The following is an 18,621-nucleotide window of genomic DNA, read 5'->3' as shown; positions in this document are numbered from 1 at the left end:
GGCCGCGATGAAGGTCGAAGCCCGCATTTTCGACTTGGTGATGGCGTTCTCGTTCCTGATCGCCGTCGTCTACGGTTACTGGACGTGGGCGGACACGGACGCCGTCGAGCCCATCGGCACGGTGGCGCTGGCCCTCACCGGTGGCCTGGCCCTGATCGTGGGCACCTACTTCCGCTTCGTCGCCCGGCGCATCGAGGTGCGGCCCGAGGACAACGCGGACGCCGAGATCAGCGACGGTGCCGGTGAGCTGGGCTTCTTCAGCCCGGGCAGCTACTGGCCGATCGGCCTGGCCGCCGCCGCGGCGGTCGCGGGCGTGGCGCTGGCGTTCTGGCACGTGTGGCTGCTGGTGATCGCGGTCGTGCTGCTGCTCATCGCCATCGGCGGCCTGGTGTTCGAGTACCACACGGGCCCGAACCACGAGTGACCTGCTCGTGAGCGAAGGCCACCACTCCTCCGGGGGGTGGTGGCCTTCGTCGTCCTCCACCCTCTGCCGCCCTCAGGCGGCCTGCTGCCCGCTCCCGCCGCCACTGCTCTGGTAGCTGTCGACGTACTCCTGCCCGGACAGTTCCAGGATCCGGTAGACGATCTCGTCGGTGACCGACCGCAGCACCGGCAGCGACTCGTGCATGCCGGCGTACCGGTCGAAGTTCAGGGGCCGGCCGAACCGGATGGTCACGGGCCTGATGCGAGGCAGTTTCGCGTCCACCGGCTGCACCTGGTCGGTGCCGATGATGCCGACCGGCACCACGGGCGCGCCGGACTCCAGCGCCATCCGCGCCACACCCGTGCGGCCGCGGTGCAGGCGGCCGTCCAGGGACCGCGTGCCCTCCGGGTAGATGGCGAACGCGCCACCGCCGTCCAGGATCTCCTTCGCGGTGTCCAGCGAGGCCCGTGCCGCCCTCCCGATACCCCGGCGCACGGGAACGTGGCCCAGCGAGCCGAAGAAGTACCGGGAAAGGGTGCCCTTGAGGCCGGAGCCCTCGAAGTACTCCGCCTTGGCGAGGAACGACACCCGCCGCGGCACCACCATCGGGATGACGATGCTGTCGATGAACGAGAGGTGGTTCGGGGCGAGGATGACCGGCCCCTCGGCGGGCACGTTCCCCAGTCCTTCGACCCGCGGCCGGTAGACCATCCGCGCGGTGGGCGCCACCACCCGCTTCATCACCGTGTAGAGCATGCCCACAGCATGACCGTCCCCTGTTACCCGGCGGTGAAAAAGGTGGCCGGAGTCTCGCGATCCCCCCGAGCGTAGAACTCAAGCCTCCCGAACGCACGACTCTCGCGACCTGAACGCACGACACGCGGGCCGCGAACTTACGACACGCGAGAGTCGCAAGTCCGGGACCCGCGAGTCGCAAGTCCGGGTCGCGAGAGTCCTGCGTCCGGGGGGCTTGAGTCCTGCGTTCGGGGTCAGGAGTCGGACAGGGTGCGCTTCAGCTCGGTGGAGCGGGCCGCCCAGCGGCGGAGGAGGTCGGCCGCCGCGCCCGAGTCGACCGACCCGGCCGCCTTGGTCAGGCCGGCCGCCAGGTCCGCGTGCAGGTCCCCGGAGAGGCCCGCGTGGGCCGCGACGGCGCCCGCCGCGTTCAGCAGCACGGCCTCGCGCACGGGCCCCGGCTTGCCGCCCACCAGGTCGCGCACGACCTCGGCGTTCAGCGTCGCGTCACCGCCGCGCAGGTCCTCCGGCAGCGCGGGCGCGATGCCCAGCGCCGACGGGTCGACCCGGTCCTCGCGCACCTCGCCGCCGTCGACCACCCACACGGTCGTGGTGGTGGTCGTGGTGATCTCGTCCAGCCCGTCGTCGCCGCGCACGACCAGCGCCGTGCTGCCGCGCCGCGCGAACACGCCCGCGATCAGCGGCGCCGCCGCCGCCCGCGCGCACCCGATCAGGCCGACGGTCGGCTGCGCCGGGTTCGTCAGCGGCCCGAGCAGGTTGAACGACGTGGGGATGCCGATCTCCCGCCGCGGCACGCCGGCGTGCCGGAAGCCCGGGTGGAACACCGGCGCGAAGCAGAACCCGATGCCCAGCTCGGCCACCGTCTCCTGCACGCCCAGCGGCGGCAGGTCGATGGCCACGCCGAGCGCCTCCAGCACGTCCGCCGTGCCGCACTTCGACGACGCCGCGCGGTTGCCGTGCTTCACCACCGGCACGCCCGCCGCCGCCGCGACCAGCGTCGCCATCGTCGAGATGTTGACCGAACCCGAGTTGTCGCCGCCCGTGCCGACGATGTCGGCGACGCGCCCCTCCACGGTGAACCGCCGGGCGTGCTGGAGCATCGACCGCGCCAGGCCGTCGACCTCCTCGGACGTCTCGCCCTTCGCCCGCAGCGCCACCAGGAACCCGGAGATCTGCGCCGGGGTCGCCGCGCCGGTCATGACCTGGTCCATGGCCCAGGCCGTGTCGGCCTCGCCCAGGTCGACCCGGTCGATCAGCTGGTTGAGCAGTAACGGCCAGGTGCGGTCGGCCACGGCGATCAGCCCCGGACGACGGGCAGTGCCGTCGAGCGCAGCACCTCGGCCACGGTCTCGGCGGCGGCCAGCGGGTCGAGCGGGTGCACGAGCACCGCGTCCGCCTGCGACCAGGTGGCCAGCCACCGGTCGTCCTTGCGCCGCACGGCCACCACGATCGGGGGGCAGTCGGTGATCTCGTCCTTCAGCTGGCGGCACAGCCCCATGCCGCCGGTGGGCTGGGCCTCGCCGTCGAGGATGGCGAGGTCGACGCCGCCGTTGTCCATCTCGTACAGGACGTCGGCGATGCCGCCCACCTCGACGTACTCCACGCGGCCCAGGTCCGGCGCGGGACGGCGACCCACCGCAGTGATGATCGTCTCACGCACCTCGGGGCGGTGGCTGAACACCAGGATCTTGGTCGTCTGCGTGCTCATGTGCGCGATCCTCCGGCCGGGTCGGGTGCCAGGTGACGCAGATGTTATCCGGCTAACGGTGTGTGACCTGAAGCGCATCCCACCCGATCCAGTCGCCACCCAGCCGCTGGGCGAGGCCGGCCATCCTGGCGCGCTCCTGCGCGCAGTGCAGCGCGTCGAGCTCCTGCACCCGCAGGGCGTGCACGCGCTCGCCCACGACCAGCTCCCAGCCGTCCGGCGCGAGCAGCTCGCGCGCGCGTTCCACCTGGTCAGGCGGCAGCACGAGGTGGTGCCGCAGCACCGCGGGCTCGCCGGACCGCCACTCCGGCGACCGCGCCAGCACCGCCGAGTCCGCCTCCACGAGGTCGAACGCCTCCACGACCACCACCAGTCCGGGTGAATCGATCCGCAGTGCGGGTTCGCCGCGCCCGAACAGGCGATCGCGCAACCGCTCCAGCAGTCCCATGCCGCTCCCCACCACGTGTGTGACCCAGATGACCTGCGGCACCGCCCCGGACCCGATGGGCGGGGCGAAAACCTGCAAGCAATAATGCGTCGTGTGACAACGGCAGCGCCCTCAATCGGCCAGCGCGTGCACTCGCTGAACCGCCCGAACATGGTCAGCGTCGGCACGATCGTCTGGCTGTCCAGTGAGCTCATGTTCTTCGCGGGGCTCTTCGCCATGTTCTTCACGGTGAAGGCCCAGAACGAAGGACCGTGGCCCCCAGCGCCCACGCACCTGAACGTGCCCTACGCCCTGGTCTTCACGACCATCCTGGTGGCGTCCTCGTTCACCTGCCAGTGGGGTGTCTTCGCGGCTGAGCGCGGTGACGTCTTCGGGCTGCGCCGCTGGTACCTCGTCACGCTGATCATGGGCGCCATCTTCGTCTGCGGCCAGGCGTACGAGTACATCGAGCTGGTCGAGAACGGCACGACCATCCCGGGCTCGGCGTACGGAACCGTGTTCTTCCTGACGACCGGCTTCCACGGCCTGCACGTGATCGGTGGTCTGATCGCGTTCGGCTACCTGCTGGTCCGCACGAAGCTGAGCAAGTTCACGCCGGCCCAGGCGACCTCCGCCATCGTCGTGTCGTACTACTGGCACTTCGTCGACGTGGTCTGGATCGGCCTGTTCGCCGTCATCTACATCGTGCCCTGACCAGCTCGAACCCCGAACTCACACCAGCAAGGGTTGCCGCACACATGACCACCAACACCACACGGGCCCGGAAGCGCGGCACCAAGCTGCGCCGGCGGATCTCGGGCCTGCTCGCGCTGGGCTTCGCGCTGCTGACCGCGGGCTTCCTGTTCAGCGCCCTGGCGCCGCAGCCGCAGACCGCGCAGGCGCAGGACGACCCGGCGCAGGTGCGACTGGGCGAGCAGCTCTACAACAACACCTGCATCTCCTGCCACGGGAAGAACCTGGACGGCGTGGAGGACCGCGGCCCCAGCCTCATCGGCGTGGGCGAGGCGTCCGTCTACTTCCAGGTCTCCTCCGGCCGCATGCCCCTGGCCCGCCAGGAGGCGCAGGCCCAGCGGAAGCCCGCCAAGTTCACCGCGGAGGAGGTCGACGCGCTCGGCGCGTTCATCCAGACCCGCGGCGGCGGTCCGACGACCCCCGAGGAGCGCGGCGAGGCGCTGCGCGGCGAGGACCCGGCCCGCGGTGGCGAGCTGTTCCGGCTGAACTGCGCGGCGTGCCACAACTTCACCGGCCGCGGCGGGGCGCTGTCGTCCGGCAAGTTCGCGCCCGAGCTCGACGGCGTGACCGAGGAGCAGATCTACACCGCGATGCTCTCGGGCCCGCAGAACATGCCGAAGTTCTCCGACCGGCAGCTCACGCCGGAGGAGAAGGAAGACATCATCGCGTACATCAAGTCGGTGACCGACGGGAACAACAACCCCGGCGGCGCCTCCCTCGGCGGCTTCGGGCCGGTTCCGGAGGGACTGATCGCGTTCATCGTGGGTATCGCCGCCCTGATCGGCGTGACCCTCTGGATCGGAGCCAAGGCATGAGCGGCGAGAAGCCGACCAACGTGCCCGGTGAGGCCGAACTCGCCGGCATGAGCAGGGACGAGCTGGTCAAGCTCGGCACGAACCTGGACGGCGTGGAGCTGGTCCACTACGAGGAGCGCTGGCCGGTCAAGGGCACGCGCGCCGAGAAGCGCGCCGAGCGCACCGTGGCCCTGTGGTTCCTCATCGCCGCGCTCGGCGGCATCGCGTTCCTGGTCGCCTTCATCTGGTGGCCGTGGAAGTACGAGGCCCCGAACACCGAGCACCACTTCCTGTACAGCCTGTACACGCCGGTCATCGGTCTGACCCTGGGCATCTCGATCCTGGGCCTGGGCATCGGCGCGCTGCTCTACACGAAGAAGTTCATCCCGGAGGAGCTGGCCGTCCAGCAGCGCCACGACGGCGGGTCCTCCGAGGTCGACAAGGCCACCGTCCTGGCCGAGCTGGCCGACGCGGGCGAGCGCTCCACCCTCGGCCGCCGGTCGCTCATCAAGCGCACCGCGGGCCTCGGCGCCGGCGTGTTCGGCCTGGGCGTCCTGGCCGTGCCGCTGGGCGGCCTGATCCGCGACCCGTGGGCCGACAGCGACTCCAAGGACTCGCTGTGGCACACCGGCTGGAAGGCCGAGAACGGCGAGAAGGTCTACCTGCGCAACTACACCGGCGACCCGCACGAGGTCGTCCTGGTGCGGCCCGAGGACCTGGACGCGGGCGGTTACCTGACCGTGTTCCCGTTCCGGGAGTCGGAGCGCGACGACGAGCACGAGCTCATCATGGCCACCAAGCGGGTCGACAACCCGGTGCTGTTGATCAAGTTCCGCCCGAACCAGCCGATCGTCAAGCGGGCGGGCCAGGAGGACTTCAACTACGGTGACCTGTACGCGTACTCGAAGATCTGCACCCACCTCGGGTGCCCGGCCTCGCTGTACGAGCAGCAGACCGGTCTGCTGCTGTGCCCCTGCCACCAGTCGCAGTTCGACGTCTTCCACTACGGCAAGCCGCGGTTCGGTCCGGCCACCCGGGCGCTCCCGCAGCTTCCGATCACGGTGGACGAGGACGGATACTTGATTGCCCGCAGCGACTTCATCGAGGCTGTGGGTCCGGCGTTCTGGGAGCGTAAGTCATGAGCGGCATCACCACGCCGACCAAGCGGCAGGGAGCCGGCGGCCGCCTGGCCGGCGGTGCCGCGAAGTGGGCTGACGACCGGTTCCACATGGCCGGTGGCATGCGGAAGCAGCTCAACAAGGTCTTCCCGACCCACTGGTCGTTCCTGCTCGGCGAAGTCGCGCTGTACAGCTTCATCATCCTGCTGCTGTCCGGCACCTACCTCGCCCTCTTCTTCGACCCGTCGATGGAAGAGATCATCTACGACGGCACGTTCACGAACCTCCAGGGCATCCCGATGTCCCGGGCGTACGAGTCGACGCTGGAGATCTCGTTCGACGTGCGCGGCGGCCTGTTCGTGCGCCAGGTGCACCACTGGGCGGCGCTGCTGTTCATGGGCGCGATCGTCGTCCACATGTTCCGGATCTTCTTCACGGGCGCGTTCCGCCGCCCGCGCGAGATCAACTGGGTCATCGGCATCCTGCTGTTCCTGCTGGGCGCGATCGAGGGCTTCCTCGGCTACTCGCTGCCCGACGACCTGCTCTCCGGCACCGGCCTCCGCGTGATGGCGGCGCTGATGCTGTCGATCCCGGTGGTCGGCACGTGGATCAACTGGCTGGCGTTCGGCGGCGAGTTCCCCGGCACGGAGATCATCCCGCGGCTCTACACGCTGCACATCCTGGTCATCCCGGCGATCCTGCTGGCGCTCATCGCGGTCCACCTGGGCCTGGTCTGGTACCAGAAGCACACCCAGTTCCCGGGCGTCGGGCGCAAGGAGACGAACGTCGTCGGCGTGCGCATCATGCCGGTGTTCGCGGCCAAGGGCGGTGGCTTCTTCGCCGTCGTCGTGGCGGTCACGGCCATCATGGGCGGCGTCTTCCAGATCAACCCGATCTGGAACCTCGGTCCGTACAACGCGGGTCAGGTGTCCGCCGGCGTGCAGCCCGACTGGTACATGGGCTGGACGGACGGCCTGATCCGCCTGTGGCCCGCGTGGGAGCTGTACCTGGGCGACTACACGGTGCCCGAGCCGTTCCTGCCGTTCATGCTGGGCCTGCCGCTGCTGACCGGCCTCGCGGCCGTGTACCCGTGGATCGAGCGGAAGCTCACCAAGGACTACGCGCACCACAACCTGCTCCAGCGGCCCCGCGACGTGCCGGTCCGGACGTCGCTCGGCGCGATGGCCATCGCGTACTTCATGGTGCTGCTGATCTCGGGCGGCAACGACATCATCGCCTTCAAGTTCGACATCTCGCTGAACGCGATGACGTGGATCGGGCGCGTCGGCATGCTGCTCATCCCGCCGATCACCTACTTCATCACCTACCGGATCTGCATCGGCCTCCAGCGGGCCGACCGCGAGGTGCTGGAGCACGGCGTGGAGACGGGCATCATCAAGCGCCTGCCGCACGGCGAGTTCATCGAGGTCCACCAGCCGCTGGGCCCGGTGGACGACCACGGCCACCCGCTGCCGCTGGCCTACCAGGGCGCGTCGGTGCCGAAGAAGATGAACAAGTTCGGTTCGGCCGGGCACCCGGTGCCGGGCAGTTTCCTGACACCGGACGCGCCGGAGGAGACCGCGGCGCTGACCCGTGCCCGCGCGGCGCGCGGCGTGTCCGGGAACGACGCGCTGAGCGGCGAGAACGCGTCCGCCGGCGAGCTGGCGGGCAAGCCGTCCCAGCCCGAGGGCTGATCCGCCCCCACTGCGACGAGAGCCCCGCGCCGATCCGGTGCGGGGCTCTCGTCGCAGTGGGGTCCGTCCTGGTCAGGCGTCGTCGAGGCCGATCGCGAACGCCGCCTCCGTGTCACGCTTGGCGTAGGAGCGGAACGAGATGTGGGTGTCGGTGTCGAGCACGCCGGGGACCTTGGAGATGTGGCCGGGGACCAGGTCGGCCAGGTCCTCGTGACGGGCCACCTTGACCAGGGCGATGAGGTCGACGTCCCCCGCGCACGAGTAGACCTCGGTGACGCCCTCGATGTCGGCGATCGCCTGCGCCGCGTCCGGGATGGTGTCGGCGGCGGCCTGGATCAGCACGATCGCGGTGATCACGGGGGTCCTCCTGGGGGGAGTCGGGGTGTCGACGGCCACATGCTAGTGGCCCGCCGCGCCCGCGGCCCGGTGCGGGAGGCCGTCCGGTCAGTGCCCCGCCGGGCGGTACTGGTCGCGGCCCGCCTCGGCCCGGGCCACCCAGTGCCGCCAGGCGCCCGCCGCGCCGGCCGGCGAGGTCCACGGGGTGTCGCAGCGCACGAGCCGGGTGCCCGGCTGGTCGAGCCAGCGCAGGACGACCCCGGTCTCCTCCGGTGGCGCCCCCCGCAACGGCCCCGGACCCGGCACGACCGTCTCCGCCGCGGCCACCAGGGCGTCCACCACGGGCATGGGGCGGACGCCCCGGGGCGCGGTGCCGGCCGAGGCCAGGCGGCCGTGCCGGACCACGGCGAAGTGCCAGCCGCCGGTGCCGTCGGGGCGGGCGGCCACCAGTTCGGGCAGGGCGGCCAGGCCCGCCAGGCGCTGTGCCCGGTCCAGGGCCCGGACCAGTGACGACACCCGGTCGCGGTGGGTGGCGGCGTCCTCGAAGCGGTGCGCGGCGGACAGGTCGTCCAGGTGGGCGGCCAGGGTGGTCAGCGACGTGGTGTCCTCGCCCGCCACCAGGGCCCGGAACGCCGCGGCGGCGGGGGCGTAGTCGTCCGGCGACTGCCTGCCCGCGCACGGCGCCTTGCAGCGGCCCAGCTCGTACAGGGCGCACGGGGAGGCGGTGGCCTTGCGCGGGATGCGCTGGGAGCACGCGCGCAGCGGCACGGCGTCCTGGAGGGTCTCCTGGGCCGCCTCGGCGACCCGGCGCGTCCGGAAGGGGCCCAGGGCGCCGTCGCGCGGCGTGCGGACCACGGACAGGCGCGGGAACAGCTCGTCGGTGAGCACGAGCCACCACGCGCCGGCCTGGTTCTTCGAGCGGCGGTTGTAGGCCGGCTTGTGCGCGGTGATCAGGCGCAGCTCGCGGACCTGCGCCTCCAGCGGGTGCGAGCACTCGACGACGTCCACCCTGGTGGCCAGCGCGACCATCTCGCGCAAGCGCTTGCGACCCTCGCTCGCGGTGAAGTACTGGCGGACCCGGCGACGCAGGTCGGAGGCGGTGCCGACGTACAGGACCTCCTCGGACGGGCCGCGGAACAGGTAGACGCCCGGCGTGGACGGCAGGTCGGCGGCCAGGGTGCGCTTGCGGCGCTGCTCCGGGGTGACCTCGGGCAGGTAGGCGAGCAGCTCCTCCAGCGAGTGCACGCCGAGGTTGCCGACGCGTTCGAGGAGCCGGTGCAGCACCTCGACGGTGGCCTGGGCGTCGACCAGGGCCCGGTGGTTGGGCGCGACCGGCACGTGGAACAGCTCGGCGAGCGCGGACAGGCGGACGCTGGGCGCCTCGTCGCGGGTCAGCACGCGGCGGGCCAGGCGGACCGTGCAGACGACCGTGGGCTTCGGCCAGGCGTAGCCGAGGCGGGCGCAGGCGGCCTTCATGAAGCCGACGTCGAAGCCCGAGTTGTGGGCGACCAGCACCGCGCCCGCGGCGAACTCCAGGAACGCGGGCAGCACGGTGCGCATCGGCGGCGCGCCCGTCACCATCACCTGCGTGATCCCCGTCAGGGCGACGACCTGCGGCGGGATGCCGCGCTCGGGGTCGACGAGGGTGCCGAACTCGCCGATCACCCGGCCGCCGCGGACCTTGACCGCGCCGATCTCGGTGATCGCGTCCTCGTCCGGCCGGCCCCCCGTCGTCTCCAGGTCGAACACCACGAACGTGGTATCGCGCAGCGGGGTGCCCAGTTCGTCGAACGTGAGCTGAGTAGTCATCAGCCGAGCACGGTAGTCGGGCGGTCCGACACTCCCGGGACGACCTCGTGTTACCGGGTCGGTGGATGGGGGGTGCGGGCCGTAGCCTGTACGGGTGCAAGACCCGACAGCGCCCCTCGACGAGGACGACGACCTGGAGCCGGAGCAGGCCGTCGAGTCCACTGTGGACTGGTCCTCGCTGCCCGAGCCGCTGCGCGCGCGGCTCGCGGAGCTGAGCGCGGACGCGTTGGGCGACCTGGCCAAGGTCGACGTGCCGCAGTCGCTGCGCGCGGTGGCGCGGTTCGCCCCCACCAAGCGTGCCAGGCTCGGCGCCGGTCCGCTCGTCAACGGCCTCCGGTCGTCGTCGAACTTCCGCGCGGCGGTCGTCGAGTGGCTGGAGCGCAACCGGCCGGCCGCGCTGGAGACCACCTCGCCGGACCCGGTCGCGGCCGGTGCCGCGGCGATCCTCCGGGGGGAGGAGGTCGCGGCGCACTTCGTCGAGCTGGTGGCCCGGCGCTGCGCGGACGCGGCGCTGCGCACCGAGCGGGACGGTGCCGTGCAGCGGCTCGAACGCCTGGAGGCGGAGCTGGAGCGGCTCCGGGCGGAGCGGGTCGCGGCGGGCGGTGCGGCGGAGAAGGTGCGCGAGGAGGTCGAGGTCGAGCTGGACCGGCTGCGCAAGAGGCACCGCGAGCAGGGCGTGCGGCTCAAGGAGGCCAAGGACCGCGCCGAGGCGGCGGCGACCGAGGTCGAGCGGGTGCGCGCGGAGGCGGCGGCCGAGGTGCGGCGGCTGGCCGCCGAGCGGGACCGCGAGCGGGAGCGCGCCGAGAACGAGCGCGCCAAGGCGCAGCGGGCGATCGCCGACGCCGAGGTGGCGCGGCAGTCGGCCAAGGAGGCGCGCCAGGCCGACGAGGTGCGGCTGGCGCTGCTCGTGGACACGCTCGACGGCGCGGTGAACGGCCTGCGGCGCGAGCTGGCGCTGGGCGGCGCCGGACCGCGCCCCGCCGACCTCGTCCGGGGTGCCAGCGCGGGGCAGGGCGCGGTCGGGCGGGTGGAGGACCCGGCGGCCCTGGACCGGCTGCTGGCGCTGCCCGCGGTCCACCTGATCGTGGACGGCTACAACGTCACCAAGACCGGCTACCCGGAGCTGTCGCTGTCCGACCAGCGGGACCGGCTCGTGCACCAGCTGGCCGTGCTGGCGGCCCGCACCGGCGCGGAGGTGACGCTGGTGTTCGACGGCGCCGGCGTGGTGGCCGTGCCGACGTCCGCTCCGCGCGGGGTGCGCGTGCTGTTCAGCGATCCCGGCGTGCTCGCGGACGACGTGATCCGGGCCCTGGTGACGGCCGAGCCCGAGGGCCGTCCGGTCGTCGTGGTGACGTCCGATCGGGCGGTCGCGGACTCCGTCAGACGGCGGGGCGCGCACCCGGTGCCCTCGGCGGTGCTCCTGGCACGACTTGGCCGGGTGTGAAACCCACCGTATTTTTCACACCACTGGGTGTCACACGACAAGGTCACGGACGCGTCGCCCAGGCTCGGATGTGAACTTTGCGTGTTTAGGGGACCCCGGTGGTGGACGCAGACACCTGTCTTTCGTAACCTAGCCGAGATCTCGTGGCGAGCATGTCGGTCATCCTGGCCGGCGACACGGGTTCACCGCCGAATCGGCCTGTCGGGGAGCCGAGCCGGACATGCGGATTCGAGCTGTCGGGTCGCGTCACGCGCCCGCACCGGTAGGCGGTCCACACTGAAGGAGACACGCGCGACTGTGGCGTCGCAACGACTCAAGCGCGGCCTGCGCGGGGCGATGGCGGCCACGGCGGTGGCCGCTGCCGCGGTGGGCGTGCTGCCCGTACCCGCCGGGGCCCAGCCCAACACGCCCGCGAACGCCTCCGAGGCGCTGAAGAAGTACAACGAGCTGGCCGAGCAGGCCACCAAGCTCAACGAGGAGCTGTTGCGCGCCGAGGAGCAGCGCAACGCCAACCAGACCCTGCTGGACCAGGCGAACGCCGACCTCGCCCAGGCGACCCAGGCGGGCGACCAGGCGAAGGCCGACGAGGAGAACTTCCGCGTCCAGGTCGACAAGCTGACCGAGGCGTCGTTCGAGGGCGCGCGGTTCAACCAGCTGTCGGCGCTGCTGGTGTCGGACTCCCAGCAGGACTTCCTCAACCGCATGTCCGCGCTGGGCGTGCTCGCCTCGGACAACGACGAGGCCCTCGAACGGCTCTCCGGGGCGGTCGACGCCGCCGAGGACGCCCGCTCCAAGGCCGCCGACGCCCAGGGCCGCGCGCAGACCGCGACCGACGAGGCGAACAAGATCGCCGAGGACATCAAGAAGCGCCAGAGCGAGCTCCAGGGCCAGATCGACGAGGTCAAGACCCAGCTCAACCGCCTCACCACGGCCGAGCGCACCACCCTCGCCGACCCGGGCGACCGCCCCAACGTGGCCGTCCCGGCCGGCAAGGCCGGCGAGGCGCTGAACTTCGCGCTCGCCCAGATCGGCAAGATGTACTCGTACGGCGCCACCGGCCCGAACGTGTACGACTGCTCGGGCCTGACCATGAAGTCCTACGCGGCGGCGGGCATCAGCATCCCGCGCACCAGCCAGGGCCAGGCAGGCGCGGGCCGCGCGGTCAGCCGCGGCGAGGTCACCGCGGGCGACCTGATCATCTACAACGGCGGCATGCACGTCGGCATGGCGGTCGACAACGGCCGCGTCGTGCACGCCTCCACCGACGGCGTCCCGGTCAAGGTCGTCGGCCTCAACGAGCCCGGCTCCATCTACGCGATGCGGCGCATCGCGGGCTGAGCACCACCGGTCGGGGCCGGCGCCGGACGCGGGACAGGGCCATCCTGGCAACGGGGTGGCCCTGTCCCGTCCCCGGGTCCGGCCGCACCGCCCGCCGGGCACGTCGACTGGAGGTTCGTGAGCCGCTACCGGGTCCTGCTGGCCGTGCTGGTCGCCGTGACGTTCCTGTCCGGGGTCGCGGTGGCCGTCGTGCCGCCGGGCACGCCCGCGCCGTCGGCCTCTGCCGCGGTGCCGTCGGCGCGCGAGGAGGCGGTCCGGTCGCTGCTCGACCGGCGGGCCGAGGCCCTGCGGGAGCGCGACGAGACCGCGTTCACCGCCGACCTCGACCCGGACGCGGACCCGGCGTTCCGGCAGCGGCAGCGCGACCTGTTCCGCAACCTCGCCGCCGTGCCGCTGGCCGAGTGGGACTACCTGCTCGGCGACCCGGACGAGGCCACCCCGGACGAGGCGACCCCGGACGAGGCCACCTCCGACGAGGCGACCCCGACCCCGCCCGCCGCCGACGAGTCGTGGGCGCCCGGCGTGCGGTTGTCCTACCGGCTGCGGGGTGTCGACGTGGCGCCGAGCACCCGGGGCATGGCCTACCTGTTCACCCGGCGCGGCGACCGCTGGTACCTCAACTCCGACACCGCGCTGGAACCCCTCGGCAGGCGCACGTGGCGCGGGCCGTGGGACTTCGGGCCGTGCCACGTGATCACCGGGACCGGCGGGTTCGTGCTCAGCCACCCCGGCGGCGAGGCGTTGGCCGCGCGGGTGCTCGCCGAGCTGGACGGCGCCGTGCGCGCGGTCTCCGAGGTGTGGGGGGACGCGTGGTCGCGGCAGGTCGCGGTGTTCGTGCCGGCGAGCGTGGAGGAGATGCGCGCCCTGGTCGGACCGGGGTTCGCCACCGGGAGCATCGCGGGTGTCGCCGTCGCCGACCGGGTGGACCCCGACACGCGCACCGCGCGCGGTCAGCGGGTCGTGCTCAACCCCGACAGCGCGGGCGTGCTGTCGCCGCTGGCGCTGCGCGTGCTGCTGCGGCACGAGATCACGCACGTCGCGACGCGCGGCGAGACCGTGGACGGCGCGCCGATGTGGCTGCTGGAGGGGTTCGCCGACTACGTGGGCTACCGGCGCAGCGACGTGCCGCCGCGCAAGGCCGCCCCGCTGCTGGCCGCGCAGGTGCGCGAGTCGCCGCCGGAGGCGCTGCCCCCGGACGAGGACTTCCGTGGCGCCGGGATGGAGCTGGCCTACCAGCAGGCGTGGTCGCTGAACCTGTACCTGGCGTCCTCGCTGGGCGAGCCGGGGCTGGTGGCGCTCTACAGGCGGCTGGCGCGGGCGCCCGCGTCCCGGGTGGACGACGTGCTGCGCGCCGAGACCGGCCTGGACACCGCCGCCCTCGTATCCGGCTGGCGCGGATTCCTGCGGGCGACGTTCCCGTAACGTGGGCGCGTGCGTCGGACCCTGCTGGTGACCAATGACTTCCCGCCCCGGCCCGGGGGCATCCAGGCCTACCTGCACGCGTTGGCCGTGCGGCTGCCCGAGCTCGTCGTGTACGCCCCGTCGTGGACCTCGCCCGCCGGCTCGCACCCCGAGTTCGACGAGGTGCAGCCGTTCGAGGTGGTCCGACACCCCGGCACGCTGATGCTGCCGACGCCGGACGTGCTGCGCCGCGCGTCGGACATCCTGCGCGGCAAGCGCTGCGACGCCGCCTGGTTCGGCGCGGCGGCCCCGCTGGCGCTGATGGCGCCGGCGCTGCGGGCGGCCGGCGCGGAGCGGGTCGTGGCGTCGACGCACGGGCACGAGGTGGGCTGGTCCATGCTGCCGGGCGCGCGGCAGGCGCTGCGGCGGATCGGGGCCGGCGTGGACGTGGTGACGTACGTGAGCCGGTACACCCGGTCGCGGTTCGCGGCGGCGTTCGGGCCGATGGCGGCGCTGGAGCACCTGCCGTCCGGGGTGGACACGTCGGTCTTCAAACCGGACGCCGGCGCGCGCGAGGCGTTGCGCACCCGCTACGGCCTCGGTGACCGGCCGGTGGTCGTGTGCGTGTCCCGCCTGGTGCCGCGCAAGGGCCAGGACGTGCTGGTGCGGGCGATGCCGGAGATCCTGCGGCAGGTGCCGGGCGCGGTGCTGCTCGTCGTGGGCGGCGGGCCCTACCGGAAGACCCTGGAGCGGCTGGCGTCGGACGTCGGCGTCGCCGAGCACGTGGTGCTGACCGGGTCGGTGCCGTGGGAGGAGCTGGCGGCGCACTACAACGCCGGTGACGTGTTCGCGATGCCGTGCCGGACCCGCGGGCGGGGGCTGGACGTCGAGGGCCTGGGGATCGTGTACCTGGAGGCGTCGGCGACCGGGCTGCCCGTGGTGGCCGGCCGGTCGGGCGGCGCGCCGGAGACGGTGCGCGACGGCGTGACGGGGCGCGTGGTCGACGGGCGGGACGTGGCGGAGGTGGCGTCCTCGGTGGCGGGCCTGCTGGCCGACCCCGGCCTGGCGGCGAAGATGGGCGCGGCCGGTCGGGAGTGGGTGACGCGGGAGTGGCGCTGGGACGCGCTGGCCGACCGGCTGGCGGCGTTGATCAACGGCTGAGCGGGCCCGCGCCCGGGGACCGGGTGACTCCGTACGCGCACGTCAGGAGGCTTCGGGGGCGGGATCACGGCCCTTGTCCCGCCCGCTCGCGACCCCCGGTCCGCCGGTCCGGGCACGGCACCGGGCAGCCGCTGACGGCACGCGTCGTCGCCGCGTCAGCGATACGACAGCGCTGTGCGGCAGGCTTGGGCCATCCCGGTCGGGGGACCGGGGTGCAGGACTTCTCGGGTCCGCGTCAGCGGATACGCGATCACTGGGGGTCGGGTGGCCCGCACCGCGACGGTGCGGGCCACTCGTCTTTTTTGTCCGGTTCGGCGAAGTGTAGACCTCCTGGCCGGTCAGACGCCGTAGATCGCTTCGATGTCCTGCTTGTACGTGGACGCCACGACCGAGCGCTTCAGCTTGAGGCTCGGCGTGATCTCGCCACCCGCCTCGGTGAAGTCCACCGGCAGGATGCGGAACTTCTTGATCGCCTCGGCCTTGGACACCGCCTGGTTGGCCTCGTCCACCGCCGCCTGGATCTCGGCGCGGAGCACCTCGTCGTCCACGAGGTCCGCCACGGTGGTCCCCGCCGGCTTGCCGTTCTGCTCGCGCCACGCGGGGAAGAACTCCGGGTCGATCGTGATGAGCGCCCCGATGAACGGCTGCGCGTCGCCGACCACCATGCACTGGCTGATCAGCGGGTGGGCGCGCAGGCGGTCCTCCAGCACGGCGGGGGAGACGTTCTTGCCGCCCGCGGTGACGATGATCTCCTTCTTGCGGCCGGTGATCCTGACGAAGCCGTCGGCGTCGAGCTCGCCGAGGTCGCCGCTGTGGAACCAGCCGTCCTCCAGCGCCTCGGCCGTGGCGGTCGGGTTGTTCCAGTAGCTGCGGAACACCACGCCGCCCTTGATCAGGATCTCGCCGTCCTCGGCGATGCGCACCGAGGTGCCGGCCACCGGGCGGCCCACCGTGCCGACGCGGAACGCCGTCTCGGTGTTCACGCACGCCGCCGCGCTGGTCTCGGTCAGGCCGTAGCCCTCCAGCACCGGCACGCCCACGCCGCGGAAGAAGTGCGCCAGCCGCGCGCCCAGCGGGGCGCCGCCGGACACCGCCGCGATGCACCGGCCGCCCAGCGCCGCCTGGAGCTTGCTGTAGACGAGCTTCCCGAACACCGCGTGCTTGATCTTGAGACCCAGGGGGATGCCGCCGGTGTCCATCGCCTCGCTGTACGCCACCGCGGTCTCCTCGGCGGCGTCGAAGATCTTGCCCTTGCCGCCGGCGTGCGCCTTCTGCTTCGCGCCGTTGTAGACCTTCTCGAACACGCGCGGCACGGCCACCACGAACGTCGGCCGGAACGACTGGAGGTCCTCGACGAGCTTCTTGATGTCGTCGGTGTGGCCGAGCGTGACCCGCGCGTAGACCCCGCACAGCGCGATGGCGCGGGCCAGGATGTGCGCGAGCGGCAGGAACAGCAGCAGCGAGTTGCCCGCCTGCATGAGCCGCGGGAACGCGCTGATGTCGGCCCGGATCTCGGACAGCAGGTTGTGGTGGGTCAGCTCGCAGCCCTTGGGGCGGCCGGTGGTGCCGGAGGTGTAGACGATGGTCGCGGTGTCGTCCGCGCCGACCTCCTTGCGCCGGGCGCGGGCGTCGTCGTCGGACACCGAGGCGCCGAGCGCGGTCAGCTCGTCGATCGCGCCCGCCGCGTCGCCGGACGGGCCCTCGACCTGCCAGACGTGCCGCACCTCGGGCAGGCCGGCCACGACCGAGTCGACCGAGGCGCGGTGGACGGCGGTCTCCACGAACACGGCCTTGGCGCCCGAGTCCGAGAGGATCCACTCCACCTGCTCCGCGGAGGACGTCTCGTAGATCGGCACGACGACGCAACCGGCGTGCCAGATCGCGAAGTCGAGCAGGGTCCACTCGTAACGGGTCTTCGACATCAGGCCCACCCGGTCACCGGGCTGGAGCCCCGCCGCGACCAGCCCCTTCGCGACCGCGAGGACCTGGGCGGCGAAGTCGCGGGCGGTGACGTCCACCCACGTGCCGTCCACGCGGCGGCGGAAGCTGACGGCGTTGCCGAAGCGCTCCGCGTTCGCCCACACCATGTCGGTGAGGTTCTCCTCGGCGGCCACAGTGGTGGTGGCGGGAACGCTGAACTCGCGCACGTCGACCTCCGGACGTTGTTTGTTACCGGTGGGGAAACTTAGCCTGTGATTCCGGCGATACACCAGGCCGGGGCGTGGTTCCGTGACCGTGTCGTGGCACTCTTGCCACCCGTGCCCACCGTTGACGTCGTGGACGAGACCTTCCTCGCGGTGCCCCCGGCCGTCGTCGCCGCCGCCTTCGCGCCGCCCTCGACGTGGCGCGAGCTGTGGCCCGACCTGACCCTGGAGGTCTACCTCGACCGGGGGACCCAGGGGCTGCGCTGGACGGTCGCGGGCGCGTTGGTCGGAACGATGGAGGTGTGGCTGGAACCCGTCCTCGACGGGACCCTGCTGCACTACTTCCTGCGTGCCGACCTGCCCGGCGAGCCGTCGCCCAAGCGGGTCAGGCAGGAGGTCAGGCGCCGCCAACTGGCCGCCAAGGGCGTGTCGCTCGGCCTCAAGGCGACCCTGGAGGCCGGTCGGCCGCCCGGGGTCGCGCCGGCCCTGCCGTAGATTCGGACATCGTGCGGGTTCACGTCGTCTCGGATGTCCACGGCAACGCGGAGGCCCTCGCGCGGGCCGGGGACGGCGCCGACGCCCTGGTGGTGCTCGGTGACCTGGTCGACTTCGTCGACTACTACGACCACGGCAAGGGCATCCTCGGCAGGGTCTTCGGCCCGGAGAAGGTCGAGGTGTTCGCCCGGCTGCGGCGCGGCAGGGCGGGCGCGGAGACCGTGCGGTACATGCGGTCGTTGTGGGCCGGCCTGGACAACGCCGCGGAGGTGGTCCGCGAGGCCGTCCAGGAGCAGTACGCCGAGCTGTTCTCCGCGATGACCGCCCCGACCTACGCGACCCCCGGCAACGTCGACGACCCCGACCTGTGGCCGGACTTCGCCCGCGACGGCGTGCACGTGCTGGACGGCGAGGTCGCCGAGATCGGCGGGCTGCGGTTCGGCTTCGCGGGCGGCGCGGTGCTGCACCCCGGTTTCGTGCCCAACCGGCGCGGCCCGTGGCGGCCCTACCTGCGCACCGAGGAGGACTTCGGCGCGGCCCTGGCCGGCCTGGGCGAGGTGGACGTGCTGTGCACGCACGTGCCGCCCGCGGTGGCCGAGCTGACCTACGACGTGGTGGCCCGCCGACCCGAGCTGGGGTCGCCCTCGCTGCTGGGGGTCATCGAGCGCGACCAACCCCGCTGGTCGGTGTTCGGGCACGTCCACCAGCCGCTGGCGCGGCGCGTGCGCGTGGGGTGGACGGAATGCGTCAACGTCGGCCACTTCCAGCGCACCGGCACGCCCCACGTGCTGCGATGGTGAGGCCGACGACCGGGTAGCCTCCCCG

At 72.5% G+C, this 18,621-nt stretch carries 18 protein-coding genes; 11 read left to right on the top strand and 7 right to left on the bottom strand.

The window, feature by feature from the left end; genetic code table 11:
- Window positions 1-7 precede the first annotated feature (7 nt).
- Window positions 8-424 carry a cytochrome c oxidase subunit 4 gene (locus CKY47_RS17915; protein WP_306746988.1) on the top strand — a complete coding sequence of 139 codons (417 nt, stop codon included), beginning with the start codon at window positions 8-10 and terminating at the stop codon, window positions 422-424.
- Between the two features lie 72 nt (window positions 425-496).
- On the opposite strand, the gene CKY47_RS17910 is transcribed toward CKY47_RS17915, so the two are convergent.
- The 4 genes from CKY47_RS17910 to CKY47_RS17895 form a co-directional block, all read right to left on the bottom strand.
- The gene (locus CKY47_RS17910; RefSeq protein ID WP_306746987.1) at window positions 497-1,180 is read right to left on the bottom strand and encodes a lysophospholipid acyltransferase family protein; all 684 of its coding nucleotides are present in this window, start codon (window positions 1,178-1,180) and stop codon (window positions 497-499) included.
- Window positions 1,181-1,413: 233 nt separating this feature from the next.
- Window positions 1,414-2,469, bottom strand: coding sequence for an anthranilate phosphoribosyltransferase (trpD, locus tag CKY47_RS17905; protein ID WP_306746986.1), 1,056 nt, complete (start codon window positions 2,467-2,469; stop codon window positions 1,414-1,416).
- Between the two features lie 5 nt (window positions 2,470-2,474).
- Window positions 2,475-2,885: a hypothetical protein gene (locus tag CKY47_RS17900; protein ID WP_306746985.1), complete on the bottom strand. Its 411-nt coding sequence runs from the start codon at window positions 2,883-2,885 to the stop codon at window positions 2,475-2,477.
- 52 nt (window positions 2,886-2,937) lie between these two features.
- Window positions 2,938-3,330: a hypothetical protein gene (locus CKY47_RS17895; protein WP_306746984.1), complete on the bottom strand. Its 393-nt coding sequence runs from the start codon at window positions 3,328-3,330 to the stop codon at window positions 2,938-2,940.
- 84 nt (window positions 3,331-3,414) lie between these two features.
- On the opposite strand from CKY47_RS17895, the gene ctaE reads away from it, so the two are divergent.
- The 4 genes from ctaE to qcrB are packed head-to-tail and all read left to right on the top strand — an operon-like array spanning window position 3,415 to window position 7,668.
- A complete protein-coding gene (gene ctaE / locus CKY47_RS17890) occupies window positions 3,415-4,023 on the top strand; it encodes an aa3-type cytochrome oxidase subunit III (RefSeq protein ID WP_306746983.1) in 609 nt (202 codons plus the stop codon).
- Window positions 4,024-4,067: 44 nt separating this feature from the next.
- A complete protein-coding gene (qcrC, locus tag CKY47_RS17885; RefSeq protein WP_306746982.1) occupies window positions 4,068-4,877 on the top strand; it encodes a cytochrome bc1 complex diheme cytochrome c subunit in 810 nt (269 codons plus the stop codon).
- Window positions 4,874-5,998, top strand: coding sequence for a cytochrome bc1 complex Rieske iron-sulfur subunit (gene qcrA / locus CKY47_RS17880; RefSeq protein ID WP_306746981.1), 1,125 nt, complete (start codon window positions 4,874-4,876; stop codon window positions 5,996-5,998). Before qcrC ends, qcrA begins: the two co-directional genes overlap by 4 nt.
- Entirely contained in the window at window positions 5,995-7,668 is a 1,674-nt protein-coding gene (gene qcrB / locus CKY47_RS17875) for a cytochrome bc1 complex cytochrome b subunit (RefSeq protein ID WP_306746980.1), read from the top strand. The genes qcrA and qcrB overlap by 4 nt, the downstream gene beginning before the upstream one ends.
- A 72-nt stretch (window positions 7,669-7,740) precedes the next feature.
- Here the strand turns inward: qcrB and CKY47_RS17870 are convergent, their stop codons facing one another.
- Both CKY47_RS17870 and CKY47_RS17865 read right to left on the bottom strand, forming a co-directional pair.
- Window positions 7,741-8,025, bottom strand: coding sequence for an Lrp/AsnC family transcriptional regulator (locus tag CKY47_RS17870; RefSeq protein WP_306746979.1), 285 nt, complete (start codon window positions 8,023-8,025; stop codon window positions 7,741-7,743).
- An 87-nt stretch (window positions 8,026-8,112) separates the two neighbouring features.
- Complete coding sequence (locus CKY47_RS17865) at window positions 8,113-9,813, bottom strand: DEDD exonuclease domain-containing protein (RefSeq protein WP_306746978.1); 1,701 nt, start codon at window positions 9,811-9,813, stop codon at window positions 8,113-8,115.
- 94 nt (window positions 9,814-9,907) lie between these two features.
- Here CKY47_RS17865 and CKY47_RS17860 point away from each other — a divergent pair, with 94 nt between their 5' ends.
- From CKY47_RS17860 to CKY47_RS17845, 4 genes are all read left to right on the top strand, one after another.
- Entirely contained in the window at window positions 9,908-11,257 is a 1,350-nt protein-coding gene (locus CKY47_RS17860) for an NYN domain-containing protein (protein ID WP_371320691.1), read from the top strand.
- Window positions 11,258-11,554: 297 nt separating this feature from the next.
- On the top strand, window positions 11,555-12,595 hold the full coding sequence (locus CKY47_RS17855) for a C40 family peptidase (protein WP_306746977.1): 1,041 nt from the start codon (window positions 11,555-11,557) through the stop codon (window positions 12,593-12,595).
- Window positions 12,596-12,712: 117 nt separating this feature from the next.
- Entirely contained in the window at window positions 12,713-14,017 is a 1,305-nt protein-coding gene (locus CKY47_RS17850; protein WP_306746976.1) for a hypothetical protein, read from the top strand.
- A gap of 9 nt (window positions 14,018-14,026) precedes the next feature.
- The gene (locus CKY47_RS17845) at window positions 14,027-15,157 is read left to right on the top strand and encodes a glycosyltransferase family 4 protein (protein ID WP_306746974.1); all 1,131 of its coding nucleotides are present in this window, start codon (window positions 14,027-14,029) and stop codon (window positions 15,155-15,157) included.
- A gap of 338 nt (window positions 15,158-15,495) precedes the next feature.
- On the opposite strand, the gene CKY47_RS17840 is transcribed toward CKY47_RS17845, so the two are convergent.
- The gene (locus tag CKY47_RS17840; protein ID WP_306746973.1) at window positions 15,496-17,304 is read right to left on the bottom strand and encodes an AMP-dependent synthetase/ligase; all 1,809 of its coding nucleotides are present in this window, start codon (window positions 17,302-17,304) and stop codon (window positions 15,496-15,498) included.
- Between the two features lie 111 nt (window positions 17,305-17,415).
- On the opposite strand from CKY47_RS17840, the gene CKY47_RS17835 reads away from it, so the two are divergent.
- Complete coding sequence (locus tag CKY47_RS17835) at window positions 17,416-17,796, top strand: polyketide cyclase / dehydrase and lipid transport (protein WP_371320690.1); 381 nt, start codon at window positions 17,416-17,418, stop codon at window positions 17,794-17,796.
- Between the two features lie 11 nt (window positions 17,797-17,807).
- Window positions 17,808-18,596 (top strand): metallophosphoesterase family protein, encoded by a 789-nt coding sequence (locus CKY47_RS17830; protein ID WP_306746972.1) that lies wholly within the window; start codon window positions 17,808-17,810, stop codon window positions 18,594-18,596.
- Window positions 18,597-18,621: the final 25 nt, after the last annotated feature.

This window comes from Saccharothrix longispora (assembly GCF_030852425.1).
In the GTDB taxonomy this organism is placed as follows: Bacteria; Actinomycetota; Actinomycetes; order Mycobacteriales; family Pseudonocardiaceae; genus Actinosynnema; species Actinosynnema longispora.
This window is presented reverse-complemented; position numbering and strand designations above follow the sequence as displayed.